Source organism: Leeuwenhoekiella sp. ZYFB001 (genome assembly GCF_011784865.1).
Classification (GTDB): domain Bacteria; phylum Bacteroidota; class Bacteroidia; order Flavobacteriales; family Flavobacteriaceae; genus Leeuwenhoekiella; species Leeuwenhoekiella palythoae.
This window is the reverse complement of sequence record NZ_CP050460.1, coordinates 276,687-298,595: the sequence shown is the minus strand read 5'-3', so window position 1 is coordinate 298,595 and position 21,909 is coordinate 276,687. Positions and strand designations below refer to the sequence as shown.

Below are 21,909 nucleotides of genomic sequence, written 5' to 3'. Positions count from 1 at the left end.
ACTTAGACTGTTTTTCGAAAGAATATAAAATGACAAAAACGGAAAAAAAATTATCGTCAAAAGGGATACGTCCCACTGAAATGAGGTTGAAAATTTACAAATACCTCAAAAGGAAAACTTATGCAGTAAGTTTAAATGAAATGCAAAAAGTCTTTATCAATAAAAATATCAAAACGGCCAATAAGACCACTTTCTACAGGACGATAAAGCTCTTTGAGAAAAAAAGCATGGTGCACCAAATTGACGATGGAACTGCTTTTGCAAAATATGCGCTTTCTGATGAAAACACCAATTTTAAACACAGTACAGATTTACATATGCACTTTCATTGTACCGATTGTAAGAAAACAATCTGTTTACCAAATAAAATATCGGAAGAGAGTTTGCCAGACCAGTATGAGGTGAACGATGTGAACCTGGTTTTAAAAGGGATTTGTAAAAATTGTAGTAAAAAATAATAGGTGGGAGTGCCTTAAGCCTGAATCCCAGCCCCCAATGGTCAAGCTTAAGGTTTTTTCCACCGTAACTAACTTAAAAAAAATATGAATATGGAAAAATTTGATGTAACTATAATAGGATCTGGCCCGGGCGGGTATGTAAGTGCGATCCGTTGCGCCCAATTGGGATTGAAAGTGGCCATTGTTGAAAGGTACAGCACGTTGGGCGGTACCTGTCTTAATGTGGGCTGTATCCCGTCAAAAGCCTGGTTGGAAGCCTCTGAGCATTATTACAAACTCAAACATCAATTCGAAAAATTTGGAATTGATGTTAAAGAGGCCAATGTAGATATCCTAAAGATGAACCAAAGGGTTCAGGATGTGGTACAGGAAATCATCAATGGCGTTGACTATCTGATGAAAAAGAACAAGGTTTCCGTATATGAAGGTCACGGTACCATCAGGGATAAAAACACGATTGAGATTAAGGGCGAAGATAAAACGGAAACCATAGCAACCGATAAAATCATCATTGCCACAGGGTCCAAACCCGCTTCACTGCCCAATATTGAAATCGATAAAAAGCGGATCATCTCTTCTACCGAAGCCCTTGCCTTAGGCCAAATTCCCGAGCATTTAATGGTCGTTGGCGGTGGCGTTATCGGTGTTGAAATAGGTTCCGTATTCGCCCGCCTGGGTTCAAAGGTTTCTATAGTAGAATATTTTGATAGCCTAATCGCCACTATGGACGGCGCACTGGGACATCAATTGCACCGTTCCCTAAGAAAACAGGGAATTGATTTTTATTTGGAACATAAGGTAACCAATGCAACGGCAACTGACGGCAAAGTAGAATTGAAAGCGGAAAACCTTTCGGATAAAGAAGAAATGAGTTTAGAAGGCGATTACTGTCTTATGGCCATTGGCCGAAAGCCATATATCGCCAGTTTAGGCCTTGAAAATATAGGAGTAAAAACCAATGAGAAAGGACAGGTAACGGTAGATAAAAACCTTGAAACAAACGTCAAGGATGTATATGCCATTGGGGATGTAATCCGAGGGGCAATGCTCGCCCATAAAGCCAGCGAAGAAGGCGTTTTTGTAGCCGAACGGATTGTTGGCCAAAAGCCCCATATCAATTATTCGCTCATCCCAAATATTGTGTACACCCAACCCGAGGTTGCCGGTGTAGGCTTAACGGAAGAAGAACTGAAGAAGACCAATAGAAGTATAAAAACGGGCTCTTTTCCCTATAAGGCAAACGCACGGGCAAAGATAAGTATGGACACTGACGGTTTTATCAAGGTAATCGCAGATAAGGAAACCGATGAGATACTGGGCGTGCATATGATAGGCCCTCGCATTGCAGACAGCTACACTGAAGCGGTGGTAGCGATGGAATTTAGGGCAGCTGCCGAAGACATAGCAAGAATGTCACACGGGCACCCCACATTTTCCGAGACCTTTAAGGAGGCCTGTCTGGCAGCTACCGAAGACAGGGCGTTGCATATTTAAAGTTGACCTAACAGTAAGTTCTTAAAAATTAAGACGCTACAGAGCTTTTTGAAAAATTAAGGTTTAAGTAATAAACTCAAAAAATAGATAAGATCAAATGGGGCAATCAGTTCGAAATCAATCCACTATTGGGTATATCAGGGAAACGGCAACAAAGTTCCTCGACAGGGAAACAGCTGGGGGGATTTTTTTAATAATTGCTACTATAGTTGCCCTTCTTTTAGCTAATTCACAGTGGGCAGGTGCCTATCATCATTTTCTTGGTGATGAATTGCTTTTTGAATTTTCCGAGCATCTTAGTTTTGGGCTAATAATTGAAGAATGGATCAATGATGGCCTAATGGCAATTTTCTTTTTGGTTGCCGGCCTTGAATTGAAGAGGGAGGTTATGGTGGGGGAATTATCTTCAATTAAAAAAGCCTCAGCCCCCTTGTTGGCAGCTTTAGGTGGTATGGCAGTTCCGGCCCTCATTTTTATTAGCCTAAATTTAGGCACTGAAAATATAAAGGGTTGGGGCATCCCTATGGCTACCGATATCGCATATTCACTAGGGATAATTGGCCTACTGGGGAAAAATGTCCCCAGGCAGTTAAAAACATTTTTAATAGCCCTCGCTATTGCTGACGATATAGGTGCCATATTGGTGATAGCATTGTTTTATAGCAACGAGTTGAGCTGGATATACCTTGGATCGGGCATGGGGGCATTTGGGTTATTATTATTAATGAATTGGACTGGGGTCAAAAATTTGATTTGGTATATTATTATAGGTATCATCTTATGGTATTGCTTCCTTAATTCAGGTATCCATCCAACAATTGCGGGAGTACTTTTTGCCATTACCATCCCAATAGTGCCCAAATTAGACAGTAAAAAATTCAAAGAAAGGACTGCCACAAACGTTACTGATCTTGAGAAAGCAGAGTTAGAAAAATTAAATCCTCTTCAGGATATAAAACAACGAAAAATTTTAAAAGCCATTAAAACAGATACTGAGAATTCAAGGCCTCCTTTGCTCAAACTGGAAAATTCCCTTGTTGATTTTAATGCTTTCTTTATCATTCCTGTTTTTGCAGTCGCGAATGCGGGAGTAAAGCTCGATGTAAATTTAATTGAGGTTGTTTCCGGTTCTTTAGGGTTGGGGATCCTTTTGGGATTAGCAATTGGTAAAGTAACAGGGATTGGTATTTTTACATTGATTGGGCAAAAACTTGGAGTTTCCGAATTACATATTACACTAAACTGGAAACATATAATTGGAATTGGTATGATTGCAGGAATTGGCTTTACAATGTCCCTTTTTATAACCAATCTAGCCTTCAGTGACGAATCAATAATTAAGATTTCAAAGATAAGTATTTTAATAGCTTCTTTACTTGCAGCTCTTGGTGGTGCAATTATCCTGCTGTTAGCTTCTAACAAAAGAAAAATCAAAAAAGAAGTTGAGGAATTTAGTCCTGGTGTTATGTGAGAATATATTTAATACGAAATAACCCAAAAATGAAGAAAAGTACTTTTATAATAAATAAAATGGACTGTCCTTCCGAAGAGCAAATGATTCGGATGAAATTGGAGGCCTATGCCCAGGTTAAATACTTGGATTTTGATATACCTAACAGAACGTTGGAAGTCTACCATTTAGATGCGGTCGAAGAGATACGTTCATCAATTTCAGCATTAAAGTTCAATGAAACACTTCAGGGAACCGAAGAAGCAGAACCTCCTGTAAAAGAAGACCAATCCAAACAAAAAAAAATTCTTCGGTGGGTTTTGGCAATCAATTTTGGCTTTTTTGTCATCGAGATGACCACAGGTTGGATTTCTTCTTCTATGGGCCTTATTGCCGATTCGTTGGATATGCTGGCAGATTCTATTGTGTATGCGTTAAGCCTCTTTGCGGTTGGCGGTGCTATTGCCAGAAAAAAGAAAGTGGCGAAATTCAGCGGATACTTCCAGATGGCATTAGCGACACTTGGATTTATTGAAGTATTGAGAAGGTTTTTTACCAATAGCGAAACACCGCTATTCCAATGGATGATCATTGTTTCCATTTTTGCCCTTATTGGAAACCTTGTTTCCCTTTGGCTGATAAGCAAGGCCAAAAGTAAGGAAGCGCATATGCAGGCCAGTGCGATCTTTACCTCCAACGATATAATAGTGAATGGAGGTGTCATATTAGCGGGAATCCTGGTTTATTTTTTAAATAGTAAGTGGCCAGATTTAGTTATTGGTGGAATCGTGTTCACTTTCGTAATGCGCGGGGCCATAAGGATATTAAAATTATCAAAGTAGATCTTATCAAAAAATTTATGGATGGGAGAGTAATTAATTAAAATTTAAAATATGAATGTCTGGCTTTGGATAATAGTATTGGGAATTGCCGCCTGGGCGGCCCATTGGGGTGCGGATCAGTTATTGGCTCCTTTAAAAATGCTCCGTAAACAATGGGGGCTTACCGCTTCTGCAGGTGCTGCTTTCCTTGCCATTGTCACGGCAAGCCCTGAAGTAGCCATCAACATTACAAGTGCTGCACGGGGTGTTTCCGACATTGGGCTTGGAAATTTGTTAGGTTCCAATATTATTTCAATTCCCCTGATGGTAACCATTGCGTATTTCGCTTCCCGGAGACACTTCAAAAAAAATAAAACCCACCAAAAACATCTGGAGAAAAACATTCTGGCATTGAACAAACGTTCTGTTTCCGTTCTTTCCCTACCATATCTAAGTATTATCGCCCTTGTGGCCCTTTTGACTTTACCTAAAGCCTGGCGGGGTCTCCAACCGATAGACGGGTGGATTATGCTGGCGGCATATGGAGTGTTTTTGACCCACGCCATAGTAAAAGGAAGAAAAAAGGGTGAAAAGGTAACCTGGAACAAGAAAAAGATAGCCCTTTCCGTTGCTGGTGCCCTGGCAATAGCCGTAGGTGCCTTCTTTATTGTAAAGGCAACCGAAAATATTGTTGCGGCCTTAAATATTTCGGAAATCGTGGGCGGTCTTTTCATCACGGGCATAATGACCACGGCACCGGAAATTTTCAAGACCTGGAGCGTGGTAAAAGGAGGAGAGGTGACGGCGGGCACCACCAGTGTTATTGCAGACAATGCAGTCACGATGACGGTGGCATTTTTTCCATTGGCACTGGTAACTACCCCAATCGAAGATTTTCAGTTGTTTTGGGTTAACCTGGCCTTTGTTGGGCTTATGCCACTACTATACATCTTGTTTGTGCACCAAAGTAAGGAATTGCACGGTTTCTCCCGCTGGCAAATTTTTGTGTTTGATGCGGCATACATTGTCTATTTGCTGGTAATGATTTTTTTCGTACTAAAACTATTTTGAAGATGAAAGATGGACTTTTTAAAAATTACACAAAAAGGTTCAATATTCTGGATGAAAATATCCGTGAATTGGCAGTAAAATATGCTGAAGAACACTATAGAAAAAACCAATGTTCAAAGGAGGAAGCCCTGGAGCGTGGTATTGTAAAAGCAGAGATGGAAAACAGAAAAATTTAGCCGTAATAATAAAAACACTTCAATAACAAGATGGACTGGATGTTCGAAGATTTCAAATCCGATCTTGATTCCCTCGACCCAAGGGTTAGGGAAAAGGCGCTGGAAATTGCCGGGCAATTAGTTAAGGAGAAAAATTACATGGAAAAAAAGGCTATATCTGAGGCTATTGTAAAAGCTGAGGAATGGTTTTACGATTTAGGAGGATAATAATTAAAACACAAAAGTATGTTACAGATAATTGAATTAACAGGGGGGAATATCATAGCAACAAAAGCTTCAGGTAAATTAAAAAAAGAGGATATGGAAAAAATCCATCCGCTTATCCACGCTATACTGGACAAAGGAATGAAGGTACGCTGGTATTTTGAAATGGAAGACTTTACGGGCTGGGATCTTCCTGGATTCTGGGAAGACCTGAAAATAGATACCACACACGCTCAGGATTATGAAAAAATTGTGATGGTTGGAGGTAAAAAATGGCAGGATTGGATAACTCAGTTTATGAAACCGTTCACCAATGCAGAAGTGAAATATTATGATCTAGAGGATAGAGAAACTGCAAAAAAATGGATTAAAAAATAACTTTTTTAAAATTAAACAATGGAAAACTGAATGTGTAATTAAAATTAAAAAATCATGAAAATATTAGTTCCGATCGATTTTAGTCAAAGTTCAAAAATTGGAGTAGAGTATGCAACAAAGGTGGCCGAATCTTTAAATTCGGAAATCATTTTTGTACATACCTACTCTGGAGGTTATCAATATGCCGGATATGGAGCTATAGCCTATCCGGTCCCCGATAATTTTAGTTCTTACCAGGATTTATACAAAGAGAAAATGCTGGAATTTCTCGAAAATTTTCCGCGTCTGGCCACAATTAAATATAAGAGTATTGTAACCTCTGGAAGAACTTCGGATATAATTTTTCAATTAGCAACAGAAGAAAAAGTCAATTTAGTAATCATGGGTACGGAAGGTGCGGGTGAGGTAGAAGGTTACCTTGCAGGAACTACCAGTGAAAAAATAAGCATGGACGTGCCCTGCCCCGTGCTGGTTGTACCTGAAGATTTAGAAACTTTTGGCTTAAAAAGAATTTGTCTCGCTTTGGATTCAGATAATCTCAGGCCTGATAGAGAATTAAGTATTCTTGCTAATCTATTAATGGCATTTAATGCCAGTCTTTTTATTTTTCATTCTTCTAAAAGTAAAGATGAAAATATTAATGAGCAGGAGGTTAAAGATTATTATAAGCAGTTTTTTAACCTGGAGAATATTTCTGTTCACCTTTTTTCCGACGGAAAAACTGAAGAGAATATAACCAATTTTCTGAAGGAAAACATAATCGATGTTTTGGCTCTATTATACAGGGAACATGATTTTATAGAAAAATTAACTGAACTTGGTTTGAGAAGAAAAATGATTTTTAAATCAGAAGCACCTGTACTTATTTTAAAATAATGACAGAGTTCTTTTTTTTATAAAATATATAGATTTTATAAGGCTGTCGAAATATTATTTTCTGTAAAATTAAATTTCTAAAAGGTCATGTTTTTAGAAAAGCTAAAAAACTTTTCGCACAATATCGCTCTGTCGTTGGTGTTTAAGTTGCTGCTGATCTTAGGTGCTTTTGGAGTTAATTACAGAAAATGGATTGGAAATAGTACAACAAGATGTCCCAAAGTAGAAGAAATAGAAGAAAGAAAAAAGCTCAAAAACCATCGAAAGGTCAAATCTCAAAAAAGGATAAGGTCAAGGGAATTATCGTACTTGTCCTCTTGGTCATAGCCTCATTTTCGCTTTACTTTTTTGTGCTAAAAGGGAACATTCATAAGCATTGAATTTTGATGTGTTCGCTCACTAAAAAACCACCTAATTTCTTAAACCCCAAAATTGTAGTTGTTGATAATGTGGGTTTTATTTTAATTAACATATAAACCCAAATCAGATTTGAAAAAACAATTACTCAAGATAATAAACGATTACAAAAAAGAAATAAAACCCGTAGAAGAATCAAACCTCAATGATTTCAGTATCGTTGAAAATGGGATATCGATTTCCAGACAGTATCTACAGAAATTACGAGTATGCGTAAGGGAAAATGAGTTCAAAAATCCAGAGGAAGAAATCATATTTTTCAAAAAGCATAAGCCTTATATTTACAGTCGCTTGAAATATTACGCTAAGCTCTACAACTTTCTGATTAATCGGCCGGCCGGAACGATTAAATCACAACAATTGTTTATAGACGATGAGATTAAAAAACTTCAGGAAAGCAATCGCCGCCATTTGGATTTTATAAAGTATTATAGGGAGGGATCTACCGTTCTCGATGAGTTTTATTTTTTGCGGGGAAAAGATAAAATCAGTTTGGTTTCAGACACCTCTCACTTTTATACCGATGCAGAATTTTCTACAAGTCACGATAATGCCGTTGCCAAAATTATGGCGTATGATCTTTTGGTCAACCACTATATTCAGGAATTGGACGATTTAAGGAATTTATCTTATGGAAAATCACGAAAATTAAACACCTTGGCCACCGGCGATCGACTGAGTTGGACTGCTTCAAAAACAGACTGTCTCATTACAGTTGTTGCAATGAAAGTGCAAATGGAGGTCGTCACCGACCTCGCATTCACAATTCTCTGCGGAAAGTGCCATAAAGATACGCTGGGTACTGATTCGTTTGAGCGCATTGGCCAGCGTACTTTTTACACCTGCCGTTTGTCGTTCGGAATCTTTTCCGCTAATAAACGCATCCGCCATTGCCCTTGATGTGGTATTGGTTTCTAAAAACTGAATAAGGCTGTCCGTGTCCAGATATTGATAAATGGCGATCAAATGTGGCAGGGTACAAAATTTGGGGTAAGAGTTTTTCAATTTCCAGATCAACCCGCCGATCAATCCTTCCGCAGCATCATTGAAAAAATTGGTCGTTCCGCTCGTGCCGGATTCCCTTTGCTCCAATAGGTTCTCGATCAATACCCTTGAAACCTCGTTTACGCTTTCCTCGTTCTCTAAATAGCGTGGAGCGATGGGATTCACCCTATGTATAATCTTATCGAAGGAGATGACCTTAAACGGAATATCGCTATCCTTGAAAAGCGGATACGCCATTTCCGTCAACTCAAAATCCTTATAGTCGTGGATGATCCCGCAAAAGCCTTCTTTTCGGAAATGCCTTAGGAAACCATAAACTACGCTTTCAGTCTTGCCACTTCCGGCAGATCCGATGATGGATGCCCCACGTTTTACGTTTTCCAGTTTAAAGTTTCCATTGCTCGTTGCAAAACTAACCTGATATTTACTATCTCTATTTTTTGGCTCGTCCGTTTTGTGCAAAAAAACATACAGTCCTGTATTAATCAGCATCAGCGGACAAACCAGGATCAATGAAATCAAAATAAGTCCATTGTTGCTCGATAGGTAAAATACCAAAGCACCGAGCAAAGCCACGTTTAAAAAAAAGGCATAACGGGTCAACCTGTACAGCATATAAAATAGCGCACTTGTTAAACCAATAATTAAGAGTGTCGTTGTAAGGTTGTCCAGTTGCATAACAAAGATTTAGATTCCGATGGAACTTGATTTGATGGCCACGTCCAAACCTTTGCGCAGCTTATTGAAAACCTTTAGGGCAAGCTGCGCCTGGTTGGTCGGGATACTTGGCATTATCGGGATGCCCGTTTCCCGCATCAGTTTAAAAGCGATTGCCTTTTCATTGGTCGGCAATTTCATCAGGGAGGCAAAGTAGATTTTTGGGTTTTTAATGAAATTCTTCCGGGCTTTGTAGGTTTCGGCAAAGTTCCGTTGGTAGCCAAAAGTCTTATCAAAGGTTTTTTCTGCTTGTTCAAAAAACTTGTCCCGGTCAAAACCCCGTTTAACCTGTTTCCCTCTCATCTCGACATCGGAAGCCTTGTATTTACTCCCCGGCGAAAGGCTGAACGAATTGGAAGCATCCTTGCGACTTACGATAATATGGATATGACTTTGGTTGCCGGCCTTGGGCATTCCCTGGACAATACGTTTCCCATCCTGTTGGTGCGGGGCCTGCTTTTCTAATTTAGCAATTTCCCGTTCCCGCTTTCTGGCACTTCCTTCCATCGAGCCGTTTTCTATGTTTCGGATCTCATTTTTTAGCTGCAATATTTTGGAGGCAAAGGGTTGGTTTTCTTTGATCTGTTTGTCTGTTCCCTTGAAGGTTCGTTGGTGCTCGATTTTTGCGTAATACTTTATATCGTCAATAGTTACCGGTCGGCCATTAATTTCCCGGTTGAACGATCCCACATAATCCTTCATCAGCTCGCGGGTGTACTTTTTCAGATCTTCGCTACTGTTCTGTAATCTGTTCAGTTCATACTTGGAAGGGCTGACCGTAATCGAATAGAATTTTGGCTCTTTCTTTTTCAGTTTGGCACCGTTCCCATCAATATCCTTTACCACTTCCTCGGCCGAGATTTCATCGTCATATTGGTTGAAAAAATATTCCATTTCCTCCTGTTCCAAACTTTGATTTTCCTTTTCCAGATAGCCCACAAAATCGCCCGAACTTTGTGAATAATTTCCTCCTAATTTTTGAGGTGTGATCGTGATATACATAGCTCAAAAATTTAGAGTTCGTTATTTAGATTTCGTTTTTCTTGAAAATGCACTTCCTTCTTTTCTTTCACAAATTTCTTCTCCAAGATCAGCGGTTTCTTTTTGGGTTCTTCGGTCTGAAAAAGGGATTCGATCATCGCCACGGTGGGTTTGGTCTGGGTCTTTTCCATATTCCGCATTATGGCGATTACCGCATTGATCCGTTTCTTTAAATTGGCCTCTATCGTCCTCCCGGTCGGGCCCAGTTTTTCCCGTGGCGAGATTTCATTGTAGAAGAAAAAATCGAGCATCACCGCCATTGCCTCGGTATGCGATTTGAAGTGTGCTCTTGAAAATTGCTGGAAACGCTTGGCGGTTTCCTTTTTGAATCTAATGCCGATAAATGAGTCCATAATTCGCCGATTTGTCGCAAATCCTTCCCTAAAAATGGGCGCTCACAGGGCATTTGTCGCAAATTGTAGAAATCCAAATAATCACTTGATTTTTAATTAACTAAAAATCAAGTGATTAACAAGAAGTAGGAGTGCTTAACATCGCATCGCGTGTTACCCTCTTGCTATTCCTTTTCGTCACGCGCAAGCGTGACAAAAATCCATACAATCCGGCTAAAAAGCCGATTACCATTTTCAGGGAAAATGATTTTCCGATATGTTATTTTTCGATGTGTAAGGCTATCGGCGAAAGTCGAAAAGTGGATAGCCTTACTTTAATTTGAATGCTGAATTTCAGCGAAATAAAGATAGTAATTTTTTCTTGATGTAGGTTTAATTACACACAAAAACACCCCTAAAATTATAGAGGTGCTTGGTTCATTTTTGCTGAAAACTATATATTGAAAACGTAGGTATAGGAATATAAATTCCGAAGTGCTTCCTCTTCAATCATCGTTTCAAAACAGCCATAATTTTCTTTTACATATTTGCGGATACTATCGCCAAATTTTCGTTTCACATCTTCTTTGGACGTTTCCAAAAGTCGGTTTTGAGCTTCCTCGCTCAAGTCTGTAAAATTGAGATATACCATAGCTTTCGGTTTTATAAAATTCCGTTATCTGAAAAACTATAATAATCCCCATCAGGCGCAAATATCAAATGGTCGAGAATCGTAATATCAAAAAGTTTGGATGCTTTTTTTATCTTATTTGTAAGTTTCTTATCTGCATCACTCGGTTCTAATTTTCCGCTCGGGTGGTTGTGCGTTAAAATAATGGCTACTGACAAAGATTTTAGAATTACCGCAAATAATAAACGTATATCTATCAACGTACTTGTAATTCCACCTTGCGAAAGTTGATACACCCCTTTAACCTTGTTACTGTTGTTTAGTAAGACTACCTTAAATGTTTCTTGAATACCAATGGTGTCTTTATCCCAATCTTCAAAAAGCAGTTCAGCTGCATCTTTTGAATTACCTATTTTTTTCCACATAGATGATTTTAAACCACCTTTGTAGCTAATCTTTATTTCATTAACTTGTGCTTTCATTGTACATATATTTAATGTGTGAATAATGAAAAAGAGGGCGCATCTTTCTAGGGTAACGCCCTCTTTAATTTTGAAGATTACTTGTCGTTTTTACTTCCAAGTAATAGGATTTCATCGGCTACCACTTCGGTAACATAGCGTTGGTTTCCATCGTCGGTGGTGTAGGTTCGGGTCTTTAGTTTTCCCGTAATCCCAACTTCTTTGCCTTTTTCGACATATTTCTCAACGATTTCAGCGGTCTTGCCCCAAGCCACAACGGTATGCCAATTGGTGTCCGTTTGCTTTTCGCCTTTGCTGTCTTTGTAATACTCGTTCGTAGCGAGTGAGAAGCGGGCTACTTTCTTTCCGCTTTCAAGGTTCGTAACGGTTGGCTCTTGACCAACGTTTCCAATTAACTGTACGTGATTTCTAATAGTACTCATAATACAATGGTTTTAAATGCCCTTTTTAGGCTTGATTAATATTTCCCTTTTCAATTCAGATTAAATTTTAAGGGGTGTTTGTTCTTTTCTTTCGTGCATCGCACAATGGATAGAGTGGGTTTTGTCAAGACTTTTAGGGAATAAATCAGGTGTGTTTGCGACGTAGTAATCACGCCATAGGCGGATTCAAGGAAGTAGATACCTTATTTTTCACTAAAACTCGTACAGTCTTGACAAGTTCCATAAGGGCATTAGCAATTATTTTAAAACCGGTTACGATTTGAGCGTACCGACAGTTAAGCGAAATGAGTAGCTGGGTTTAATGTAGAATTGGTTATGTCGTGCCTGTTTTTCGACGACCCGAAAAACAACAAAGGCTTTATCCATTATAAACCCCTTAAAATGTGTAAGACAGCGGTTCGGTTTTTAAGGATTTTCGAGTGAGGGCTCAAGAAGGCTTCGCCGAAAATATCGTTAAGAAAACCGAAGTGATGGCTTTCCGATGAGAAAGCGGACTCTATTCCCAATTTTGGCTCGGGAATGAAGTGTTCCTTCCCAGAGCATCGGGAAGGGTTAACGGAATGGAAAGCTGAAATTGGGGATTGTGTCCAAGATATTTGTAGTGAAGCTCTTTTCCCGAAATGAAGTGGTTGCCTGCCTTTTCGGCAGGCAAGCGCGGAATGCAGGGGAATGTGCTGAGGGGGTTATGAATATCAGGCTTATATTAGTAACAATCCATCCTCAACTGTCCATTGTGCTGAAGCTCATCCAATCTGATTATGTTATGTCCATTGAGCAGGCTTTCCAATACATCCAGAATATCGTGCTGCATTGCCAATGAGCCACAAATCATAATCGTCCCGTTGTTGTCAATTGTATCAAGAACAATCTCTTTTTTGTCTATTATTAAATCTTGTACATATTGCCGCTGTTCCTCTCTTGAATAACATTTGTGGACAATCCCATTTTGATATCGAGAAGGCAGTCTATTTAAGACAGCATCATATATGTCAGCTGAATTGTGTGTGCGGCCACCCCAGAACAGATTGATTTTGGTATTGTTATTTGCTTTCATCATTCCTAAAAATGGTGCGATACCTGTTCCATTGGCAATCAATACTGCGGAAGATGTTTTCTTTGGAAAGTGAAAATGAGTATTGGCATCAATTACTGCTTTTATAGTGTCGCCCGTATTCAAATTGAACAAATATGACGACCCTTTGCCATAGGGATGCTTTTTGACACTCAATAAAACTTCATCATCCATTTTTGCGATGGAATATTGACGGGCAACCTCGGTTTCTTCAGGAAATATTGTCAATAAATCGCCTGAGGTAAATTTGATGTCTCGCTTAGCTTTGAGTCTGATTAAAAAGGTGTCGTCTGTATTTAATTCGGTACGTTCCATTACCTCAAAAGCGAATTTTTTATTCTTTGACTTCTTTGTTTTTGGGACTTCAAAAGATAGTGGAATCCCCAATCGTTCGCTGAATTGTTTGACCCAATTTTTAAAATCTGCTGCGGTCGCGTTGTTGATTTTGTAAAGTGGCAGTAGCGGCTGAAAATTCGAATCGGATTGTAACAAGGCATCGGTTTGTATCGCAAACTTGCAATAATCCGGGTATTCCAAAGAACCAAAACCTACCACGGCATATTGAATTTTATTCGGCTGCTTGATGTTCGGGAAGAGGGTGGTAAATTTTCGGGCGTTCGTAGGTGGTTCGCCTTCCCCATAGGTTGCAGTTAAGATGATGATATATTTCACTTTCGCGAAAGCGGAATATTCATTCAATTCAGTCAGAAACACCTTTTTGCCTGCGGTTGTCAGGCTATCGTAAAATCGTCTGGCAAAATCATAGGTCGTTCCTGTTTCCGAACCTACCAAAATCACAAATTCACAATCGTCCTTATCCGGCATTGCTGCGGTTGTGATTACTTTTTTCCTGCGCTTCAAGGTCATCGCAAAACCCGAATACATAAAGAACAGGATGGATACACTTGCAAGCAGAAGCACGATGGACCACAGCACACTTCCTTCCCCTGTGTGCAACACCCAACTCAACCGGGAAACCAACTGCACAAAAGGATATTCGGCAATACTGATGAGCTGTCCCGACTGTTGATTGATCCTCACTTCTTTGTCTTTCAGCGCAATATGAAAATAGTCTTCAGGATCTTCGGAAAACGGGAATTCCACTTTTCGGACTTCATTAAGGGTGGTTTGTTTGAAAAATGGGATATCCTTGAGGCTTTCAAAATTTTGGGTTTCATTGGAACTTTCGATTTCCTGATGTGCAATCGAAGCGTCAGGCAGTAACTCAAACTTTTCCGCAGAAAGATATACACCCGTAAATGCAAGTATAACAATGGGAACAAAGAACCATCTGCTTAAAATCACGTGATACCGCAGCTCAAAATAATCTTTTTGGACTTTTGAGAACAGGCGTTTAAAGCCGCCCTGCCGTTTGGCCAAAAGCAATAGTCCCGTAATTGCAATGAGTAATAGCAACAACGAAATCAAGCCGACAAAAAACCGCCCGATGCTTTTCAAAAATAACGAGCGGTGCAGATTGGTGGCAAAACTGTAAATAAAGGGTCGTTCTTTGACCACGCCCAATTGCGCACCCGTTTTCGGGTCAACATAAATGTCCAGCGTTTCGATTTCCGAAGTAAGCACCGAAGCCTTTACATATCCTGACGATTCTACTTCGAGCGAGAAAACTTCGTCGTAGCTTGACTTTAAGGCGTCAATGGTGGTTGTCAATGAGACTTGGTCCAAGTCCTGCACGGCATAGCCTTTTGCTTGATGCGAAATGGGCTCGACCGCCAGAATGCAACCTGTTATAGCCGCAATGAGCAGAAACAGGGATGAAGCAACAGCAAGTATTAGGTGACTATATCGCCAGATGGAAAGGGTCATAGGCCATCGTTAATTTGGAAGCATTCGTACATAACGAATAAACCCTTTTCCCTCTTTTTTGGCTTTTAGGTTTTCGGTGGTGAGTTCAAACTGTATATCGTCTGCATAATATTCTTGGTCCTCTACTGAAGTTTCAAAACGCAGGCTGTAGCCTTTATCAATTTTATCTTCTGGGATTTGCAATACCGTCACGGTACGCTCGCCACCACTTATGGTCGCACCGGAAATCGCATCGATATCGGGGCGGTATTTTCCGTAGAATTTCCACCATTCTGGAATTTCGCTATACCATTCGCTGTCCTTTCCCTGAACATAAAGCGTTTCTTCATATTCCCCTTCCGGGGTTAATAAGGATACTACTACATAAGCACCTTCGCCCGTGTAGTTGGTCATTTGTATCAGGCATTTTACGGCTTTGGAATTGGAAGTTGTAAATGCTGTGAGTAAGAATCCTGCCAATGCGATTGCAGGAATGATTTTAAATAAATTCTTCATATTACTTTAAAAAATTCAATGAGGTATTTTGTTTTTGCAACATTTCATTTTCAATGGCCAAATCATAGACCGTTTCTTCAAAATCGGTTTTTACCTTGGTATCGGCACCCTTTGAGATTAAATATTTCATCATTTTGTCATCTGCAGCTTTCATTGCTGCAACGTGCAATGCGGTCAGTCCTTCATCATTTTTGGCGTCGATGTCGATATCAAAAGCAGCAATACGTTTTAAAAGTTCCAAATCATTTGCTTTGGCAGCCAGATGCAATAGTGTATTCCCCTCAGCTTGGGTTGTATTAAATTGAACGTCTTTGTCTTGAAGCAGTTTCAACTTATCAATAAATGTTGAAGGATTGCCACTGTCAAAAGATTCCAGAAGATAATAGGCAACGGTGTTACCGTTTTCCGCTTTCGCGAAAGCGTTACCGCCCTTATCCAAAAGAAATTTGACTACTTCGGGACTGTTACGTTGTACAGCAAGCATCAAGGCGGTCTCGCCATTGTTATTAGCGATGTTGAAATCTTTTACGTCTTTGGAAAGTAGTTTCACCATAGCCAACTCATTGCGATAGACTGCGTTGAGAAACGGCGTATTTCCGTCAGCATCTTTTTGGTTGACATCTGCACCGGCAGCTAAGAAAAATTCAAAAATCGCTGGGTCGGTATTGCTGTAGGCCAGACGATGCAACGGTGTGTAGCCTTCTTTGGTCACGACATTCGGTTCGATACCGAGGTCTCGCAGATATTCATAAACCGAAAGGGGATTACTATATACCCGACCGCCTTGAACGGCAAATAAGAAAGCGTTCCCGCCGGCTGCATTCAACGATTTATAGTCCACGCCTTTTTTTATGAGCAAATCAAGAAATTCGGCATTTCCTTTTTTTGCGGTATAGTTAAAGATACCGTTGCCTATGTCATCTTTACTGCCCAGTTCAAAACCTTTCTCGAGAAAATAATCCAGTTCAGCCTCATTGGATAATGACGGTGCCGCCAACAATAAAAGGTTGGCACCGCTGTCGTTCTTCTCTTCCAAAAGGTTTATACCGTACTTCTCAAAAGCCTCGAATAATTCGGGATTGGTCTGTCCAGCGTTTGCGGCAAAGGCAAGGGGTGTGTAGCCGTGGCTGTCCAATTTGGTTACCGATGAGCCTTCGTTTAAGAGATGTTCAACAATATCCGTAAGTCCAGCATAAGCGGCCCAATGCAAATAGATTCGGCTGTCGTGGGTGTTTTTATCGATGGGGTTACCTTCCAGGGACAGTAGATATTTCAAGATATCATCATCCGCTTTCTCAAGCATCGCATAGATGGTGGCATCAAAGGCGAATTGGTTGAGTGCGGTGGCGTCGTTCCCTTCGACAATTTTTTGTTTTACGGTTTCCAAATCGGGATTCCCTTTCCAAAAGGAACGGTCAAGAAATATATTTTCTTGGGCCGAAACCTGCCCCACCGAGAGCAGCAGGGCAAGAAACAGCCATATAATGGTTAGGTGTTTCATTATCAAGGTCTTTTTACAAAGGATTCTATGACTTCATCAATTTTGGCCACTTCTTCATATCCCTCATCAAAGAGGTATTTGTAGAGCACCTTGTTGTCTACTTTTTCTTCGAGCACAAGGTCTTTGTTACGACCATATACTTCGTCCCATTTGGCACGTACCTTTGCCCATTTTTCCTCATTTTCCTGCCACCATTTTTCAGCGGCGGCACAACGGCTGTCATCTACTTTTTTATAGGTGTTATAGCCTTTTTCCTTTGCCAATAGTACATCTTCCTTACCATCCTCGCGGATGATTTTAGAATTGTCCTGGTCGTGCAACCAACCGTAATCCGTAATTTCCTGACGGTTGCCTCGCATCAACAGGTTGTAATCGCTACGTGTGGTGTATTCCCGTCGTGCCAAAGGTGCAGGTGTGGTATTTTCCCAATAGCTTTTCCCGTCCACGTGTACCCAAGTAGCAGAACCTTCGTAACGTGGACTGTCATCTACCTGATAGACCTTTTGTGTCCATTGCCCTTCTACTTCGGAAGCAGGCATTCTTTTAAAAGTCCATTCATTGTCGGCATTGTACGTGTACAAATCGGTGTTTTCAAAAAGCCAGTCCTGTCGCCAATGCTTTACGATATGTGGGTCGGCCGGATTGCCTACTTGCAATAAATGCTGAATCTGGATTTTATCGTCTTCATCGGTAACCAACTGTGCCCATTCCAATCCTTTATCGACTTTCGTTTTGGATGGTTTATACAGGGAATCATTGCTGTAATTGAAGGTTTCTGCAAAGTTGAAGGTCACTTCGTAACAGCCACACATTTTTTTGATGGCTTCCCTGTCTTCTTGCTTTTTTGAGGGTTGGGAAATGGCATTTATTGAAAATAACAGTGCCAATACGATGTACGCGGGTGTTTTCATTTTTTTTGGTTTTACGTTATTAAATTTCTTCGACAAAAATAATAACTTTTATTTAGATTGAATAAAAATAACATATATATATTTGCACCGTATTAAGAATGAATCTAAATAATAATCTCGATTTTGCGCCTAACTTTTTGCTTCATACTATTCACTTTTTGTTACCAAACTTCGATTGGCCAGAACGAGCAAAAGACTGTTAGGGATTCCCTGAAAGTAGAGAAGCTGGAAGAAGTCATATTGACCGCCACACGTACCGAAAGACAACTTTCTTCCTTACCATTACCGGTAACATTAATTTCCAAAAAGAAGATTTTACAATCGGGTACCATACGCCTTGATGAAATATTGAACGAGCAAACAGGTATCATTACCGTGACGGACGAAAGCGGTTTTGAAGGGGTACAGATTCAAGGTATCGCATCGGACTATATCCTGATTCTCATAGATGGCGTACCCTTGGTGGGAAGAAGCGCAGGGAATTTTGATTTGAGCCGTCTGACCGTTGGCAACATCAAACAGATTGAGGTGGTCAAAGGACCATCGAGCAGTCTTTATGGTTCTGAAGCTTTGGGCGGTGTCATCAATATTATTACCGAAAAACCAAAATCAGAAGAACTGCACGGAAATGCATCTTATCGCTTCGGCAGTTTTACCCAACAGGATATCAATGTTGATATCAAACAACGCTACAAAAAATTACGCTACGTCTTTTTTGCCAATCGTTTTTCGAGTGAGGGCTATGACCTCAATCCCGATGTGGATGGGCAAACGGTAAATCCGTTCGAGAACTACACGGTCAATGGGCGTATCTACTATGATTTTAATGACAAATTGTCCCTGTTCACGTCCGCTCGATTTTATGACCAGGTGCAAGACGCCGGGTTCACATTTAATGATGTCGCATTTGAAGGCGATAGTAAGGAACGGGAATGGAACGCCCACGCAAGGATAGACCAGAAATGGAACGATAGGTTGGACACGTCCTACGAGCTTTACTATACCAACTATACGGCCAACGAGCGGTTGGCCGACCCCATTTCCGAAGATGTTTTGAGCGATAGTGATTTTGACCAGAAATTGTTTCGTCCTGAAATTCGCGGGAATTATGCTTTTGCTGATGCAGGAACGCTCACAGCGGGATTCGGCTTTCAATACGATGAGCTCGACAGGACATTCTTTGACGAGACGGTAAGTTTCAATTCGCAATATGCCTATGCCCAATATGATTTTAACCCTGTCGAAAGGTTGAACGTCATCGCCGGTGCCCGTTTTGACAACCATTCGGAATACAGCAATCAGTTCAGTCCAAAACTGGCGATGCGCTACAAATTGACAAATGCCATTTCTGTAAAGGGTTCAGTAGGTTATGGGTTTAAAGCACCAGATTTCAGGCAGCTCTATTTCGATTTTACCAATTCGGCCGTGGGGTATACTGTTTTGGGCTATAATGTGGCGTTGGATAAACTACGGGAACTTCGGGAACAAGGGCAAATCCTCGATGTAGTGGTTTCAGAAGACGATTTGAACAATCCGCTGGAAGCGGAAAGTTCCGTAGGATATAATGTAGGATTGACTTTTAAAGAAGGGAAATGGAACAGCGAATTGAATTTCTTTAGAAATGATATTAAAAACCTCATTGACACACGAATTATTGCTCGTAAGACCAATGGTCAGAATGTTTTCAGCTATGTCAATTTCGATGAAATCTACACTACGGGATTTGAAATAAACACAGGTTATAAAATTACTAATGCTTTGAACTTGAGTGCAGGCTATCAGTTATTATATGCCTACGATAAAAAGAAACAACAAGAAGTAGAAGATGGTCAGGTATTTGCCCGCGACCCGGCGACAAATCAGACCGTGGCGGTCACGCAGTCCGATTATTTCGGGCTCGTGAACCGCTCACGGCACAATGCCAACTTTTAGGTGTTCTATGATATCGCTTCCGCGAAAGCGAACATAAATCTACGTCTGCTATACAGAAGTAAATATGCCCAATTCGATACAAACGGAAATGGACTTATCGACACTTACGACACCAGTTTTATAGATGGGTATGTAACCACGAATATAGCGGCCAGCAAGACCTTTTATGACGATTTCACTTTACAGGTAGGTGCCAACAACCTCTTGGACTATACGGACAACAACATCCCGACCTTACCGGGAATTCAAGGATACGTTAAACTCAATTACCAATTTTAAAATTTAAATACAATGAAAATTAAAACAATGAACACACTTAAAACCATCGCGCTTGCTGCGGTATGTATAGCATTCACATCTTGTAGCAGCGATGATGACAATACCCCAACCCCAGACCCGATTGAAGCCGAGTTGGTCAGTAATCTATTTGCGCCCCAAACAGGTGGGCAGGGACAGCCCGTAGGTGGCGAATTTGCAAAATTCGATTTTGAAACGGGAATGCAGACTACCAGCGATACGGATTGGGACATTGCTTTTCGAGGTACGACCATTGCCGTAAATGGTGGAACGGTTACGGGAACAGACGACGAGCCTGCAAGAAATGGCGAAGCTGGTGCAACTATTGTTACGGGTACTTTTGCCAGTGTAACGACTGCGGAAGGTTTGACCTTTGACCAAGATGCCGATGGAAGTTTTGCCATCCCAACTGGAAGTGACAATGGCTGGTACAATTACAACCCGATGGTCAATGTCGTTACACCCATTCCGGGCAAGGTCTTGGTGTTCCGCACCCGTGACGGACGATATGCCAAGGTTGAGATTTTAAGCTACTATAAGGACAACCCCTCGCAACCGGACCCGCAGACCGATGAGAGCCGTTACTATACTTTTAATTATGTATACAACCCTAACGAAGGGGAAACTTCGTTTGAGTAGTTAGTTTGAGTTAGTTTAATTGCAAGGCCCTTTCTTTGTTGAAGGGGCTTTGTTTTATTAAAAATCCAGTTTAAGGTACTGGATAAACCTTTTTAATCTATGCCAGGGCATACACTTCATCGAACAGTTTTTTGTCCAATCGTTCCTGTTGGCAAAAGCTCTTTTTCAAGACATTGTGCAATACCGAATTGAAGGCATTGTAACCTAACCAAAGATTGGGTTGCTCATCAAGTAACAGGGCTTCGTAATTGAGAATTTCAAGAACTTCACGGGACTTCTTCGACGGGTCGTTGTTCTTGTCGCTACATTCATAGCGGAACAGCTTTGTTCTGTCGAGAATGGCTCTTACAAATTCCTTGGTATCGATGATTTTAAATTCCTTCATCTTGTCAAATTTCTTTGTGATGGTATAAAACTCGTTGTCCAGAAACTTATCGAACAAGTTGTTCAGTCTTGGCATAATGAGGTGTGTATTGTTCTTACTATGCTTGATGGAAAACTCAATTTCTGCCTGAGAAACGTGCAAGCCATTGGAACATACTTTTCTATAAAACCCAAAATTACCAGAGGTCTTTTCACTACCGTCATACGAGTTCTTAAACCGAAGCATCGGCAGTATCAAATCCTCTTTATTTTTTACAGAAAACTGACTCTTATCGTCAATAATGAAATCTGTAATGAACGACCTGTCATTTTTGTTGATGGTACGCTTGTGGAAGTTCAGTTGTGCATCGGTCAGCATTTCTTCGGCTTTCTTGAAGAACAATTGGTTCGGAATGTGGCCATAGCTGTTCGATACCACATTGACGATTTTACCGTTTGAGATGATGGCATTTTCAAGCCCTCTTCGGGATTCCATCTGTGTCAGACTTTTTAAGGATTTCATTTCTGATGGAACGAAGATTTCATCCTGTTGCAAATTTTGTAAATACATAGCTTTTGAATTTTAGATTAAACGTTTTGTAATAACACCGCATAATAGATTGGATGCTTTTCTCTGTAATAAGCCAAGTGACTTTCCGCACCTTCGATGTTGTAATTTTCTTTACTCGATTGATAATGTATTTCAGCCTCCTGTGGCGAAATTTTAGATTTTTCAGATACTCGTTTCATAATGATATATTTTGATTAAACAATATTTGAGCAGTACCCAAACGGAAGCTAAAATCTCAGCTCAAAAGGAAACGGAATAAATGAGAAGTGGAATGCGCGCAACGGCTTTATGCCGTAGTCTTTTGA

23 protein-coding genes and 2 pseudogenes are annotated in these 21,909 nt (G+C 40.4%); 13 read left to right on the top strand and 12 right to left on the bottom strand.

What is annotated here, in order from left to right:
- Positions 1–29: 29 nt before the first annotated feature.
- The 10 genes and pseudogenes from HCN54_RS01200 to HCN54_RS17545 form a co-directional block, all read left to right on the top strand.
- Positions 30–458, top strand: a complete 429-nt coding sequence (locus HCN54_RS01200) for a Fur family transcriptional regulator (protein WP_167596225.1) — start codon at positions 30–32, stop codon at positions 456–458.
- 90 nt (positions 459–548) lie between these two features.
- Positions 549–1,952, top strand: coding sequence for a dihydrolipoyl dehydrogenase (gene lpdA, locus HCN54_RS01195; protein WP_167596224.1), 1,404 nt, complete (start codon positions 549–551; stop codon positions 1,950–1,952).
- A 97-nt stretch (positions 1,953–2,049) separates the two neighbouring features.
- Positions 2,050–3,423 carry a Na+/H+ antiporter NhaA gene (nhaA, locus tag HCN54_RS01190; RefSeq protein ID WP_167596223.1) on the top strand — a complete coding sequence of 458 codons (1,374 nt, stop codon included), beginning with the start codon at positions 2,050–2,052 and terminating at the stop codon, positions 3,421–3,423.
- Between the two features lie 29 nt (positions 3,424–3,452).
- Positions 3,453–4,244 (top strand): cation transporter, encoded by a 792-nt coding sequence (locus tag HCN54_RS01185; RefSeq protein WP_008613728.1) that lies wholly within the window; start codon positions 3,453–3,455, stop codon positions 4,242–4,244.
- Positions 4,245–4,295: 51 nt separating this feature from the next.
- A complete protein-coding gene (locus HCN54_RS01180; protein ID WP_008613726.1) occupies positions 4,296–5,294 on the top strand; it encodes a sodium:calcium antiporter in 999 nt (332 codons plus the stop codon).
- Between the two features lie 2 nt (positions 5,295–5,296).
- Positions 5,297–5,470, top strand: coding sequence for a hypothetical protein (locus HCN54_RS01175; protein WP_008613725.1), 174 nt, complete (start codon positions 5,297–5,299; stop codon positions 5,468–5,470).
- A 30-nt stretch (positions 5,471–5,500) separates the two neighbouring features.
- Positions 5,501–5,677 carry a hypothetical protein gene (locus tag HCN54_RS01170; RefSeq protein WP_008613724.1) on the top strand — a complete coding sequence of 59 codons (177 nt, stop codon included), beginning with the start codon at positions 5,501–5,503 and terminating at the stop codon, positions 5,675–5,677.
- Between the two features lie 18 nt (positions 5,678–5,695).
- Positions 5,696–6,052, top strand: coding sequence for an STAS/SEC14 domain-containing protein (locus HCN54_RS01165; protein ID WP_008613723.1), 357 nt, complete (start codon positions 5,696–5,698; stop codon positions 6,050–6,052).
- A gap of 54 nt (positions 6,053–6,106) precedes the next feature.
- On the top strand, positions 6,107–6,928 hold the full coding sequence (locus HCN54_RS01160; protein WP_008613722.1) for a universal stress protein: 822 nt from the start codon (positions 6,107–6,109) through the stop codon (positions 6,926–6,928).
- 489 nt (positions 6,929–7,417) lie between these two features.
- Positions 7,418–8,020 (top strand): annotated as a pseudogene (locus HCN54_RS17545) (RteC domain-containing protein); the annotation flags it as partial.
- A 66-nt stretch (positions 8,021–8,086) separates the two neighbouring features.
- Here the strand turns inward: HCN54_RS17545 and HCN54_RS01150 are convergent.
- The 10 genes and pseudogenes from HCN54_RS01150 to HCN54_RS01105 form a co-directional block, all read right to left on the bottom strand.
- A pseudogene (locus tag HCN54_RS01150) lies at positions 8,087–9,028 on the bottom strand (type IV secretion system DNA-binding domain-containing protein); the annotation flags it as partial.
- A 9-nt stretch (positions 9,029–9,037) separates the two neighbouring features.
- Positions 9,038–10,069 (bottom strand): MobB family relaxase, encoded by a 1,032-nt coding sequence (mobB, locus tag HCN54_RS01145; RefSeq protein WP_008613720.1) that lies wholly within the window; start codon positions 10,067–10,069, stop codon positions 9,038–9,040.
- A gap of 11 nt (positions 10,070–10,080) precedes the next feature.
- On the bottom strand, positions 10,081–10,461 hold the full coding sequence (locus HCN54_RS01140; protein ID WP_008613719.1) for a BfmA/BtgA family mobilization protein: 381 nt from the start codon (positions 10,459–10,461) through the stop codon (positions 10,081–10,083).
- Between the two features lie 433 nt (positions 10,462–10,894).
- On the bottom strand, positions 10,895–11,092 hold the full coding sequence (locus tag HCN54_RS01135) for a hypothetical protein (RefSeq protein ID WP_072316413.1): 198 nt from the start codon (positions 11,090–11,092) through the stop codon (positions 10,895–10,897).
- Between the two features lie 11 nt (positions 11,093–11,103).
- On the bottom strand, positions 11,104–11,553 hold the full coding sequence (locus HCN54_RS01130; RefSeq protein ID WP_072985141.1) for a JAB domain-containing protein: 450 nt from the start codon (positions 11,551–11,553) through the stop codon (positions 11,104–11,106).
- Positions 11,554–11,630: 77 nt separating this feature from the next.
- Positions 11,631–11,975 (bottom strand): single-stranded DNA-binding protein, encoded by a 345-nt coding sequence (locus tag HCN54_RS01125; RefSeq protein WP_072985139.1) that lies wholly within the window; start codon positions 11,973–11,975, stop codon positions 11,631–11,633.
- Between the two features lie 724 nt (positions 11,976–12,699).
- Positions 12,700–14,895 carry a PepSY domain-containing protein gene (locus HCN54_RS01120; protein WP_167596222.1) on the bottom strand — a complete coding sequence of 732 codons (2,196 nt, stop codon included), beginning with the start codon at positions 14,893–14,895 and terminating at the stop codon, positions 12,700–12,702.
- A gap of 9 nt (positions 14,896–14,904) precedes the next feature.
- Positions 14,905–15,390 carry a DUF2271 domain-containing protein gene (locus HCN54_RS01115; RefSeq protein WP_072985136.1) on the bottom strand — a complete coding sequence of 162 codons (486 nt, stop codon included), beginning with the start codon at positions 15,388–15,390 and terminating at the stop codon, positions 14,905–14,907.
- A gap of 1 nt (position 15,391) precedes the next feature.
- Positions 15,392–16,891 carry an ankyrin repeat domain-containing protein gene (locus tag HCN54_RS01110; protein ID WP_167596221.1) on the bottom strand — a complete coding sequence of 500 codons (1,500 nt, stop codon included), beginning with the start codon at positions 16,889–16,891 and terminating at the stop codon, positions 15,392–15,394.
- Between the two features lie 2 nt (positions 16,892–16,893).
- Positions 16,894–17,802: a DUF6607 family protein gene (locus HCN54_RS01105; protein ID WP_072985132.1), complete on the bottom strand. Its 909-nt coding sequence runs from the start codon at positions 17,800–17,802 to the stop codon at positions 16,894–16,896.
- A gap of 123 nt (positions 17,803–17,925) precedes the next feature.
- On the opposite strand from HCN54_RS01105, the gene HCN54_RS01100 reads away from it, so the two are divergent.
- The 3 genes from HCN54_RS01100 to HCN54_RS01095 are packed head-to-tail and all read left to right on the top strand — an operon-like array spanning position 17,926 to position 20,670.
- Positions 17,926–19,734, top strand: coding sequence for a TonB-dependent receptor plug domain-containing protein (locus tag HCN54_RS01100; RefSeq protein WP_240924924.1), 1,809 nt, complete (start codon positions 17,926–17,928; stop codon positions 19,732–19,734).
- Positions 19,735–20,013 (top strand): TonB-dependent receptor, encoded by a 279-nt coding sequence (locus HCN54_RS17455; protein ID WP_240924923.1) that lies wholly within the window; start codon positions 19,735–19,737, stop codon positions 20,011–20,013.
- 12 nt (positions 20,014–20,025) lie between these two features.
- Positions 20,026–20,670 carry an HmuY family protein gene (locus HCN54_RS01095; protein WP_240924922.1) on the top strand — a complete coding sequence of 215 codons (645 nt, stop codon included), beginning with the start codon at positions 20,026–20,028 and terminating at the stop codon, positions 20,668–20,670.
- 97 nt (positions 20,671–20,767) lie between these two features.
- Here the strand turns inward: HCN54_RS01095 and HCN54_RS01090 are convergent, their stop codons facing one another.
- Together HCN54_RS01090 and HCN54_RS01085 are read right to left on the bottom strand one after the other, a co-directional pair.
- Positions 20,768–21,604, bottom strand: a complete 837-nt coding sequence (locus HCN54_RS01090) for a DUF932 domain-containing protein (protein ID WP_072985130.1) — start codon at positions 21,602–21,604, stop codon at positions 20,768–20,770.
- A gap of 17 nt (positions 21,605–21,621) precedes the next feature.
- A complete protein-coding gene (locus HCN54_RS01085) occupies positions 21,622–21,783 on the bottom strand; it encodes a hypothetical protein (RefSeq protein WP_167596220.1) in 162 nt (53 codons plus the stop codon).
- Positions 21,784–21,909 lie beyond the last annotated feature (126 nt).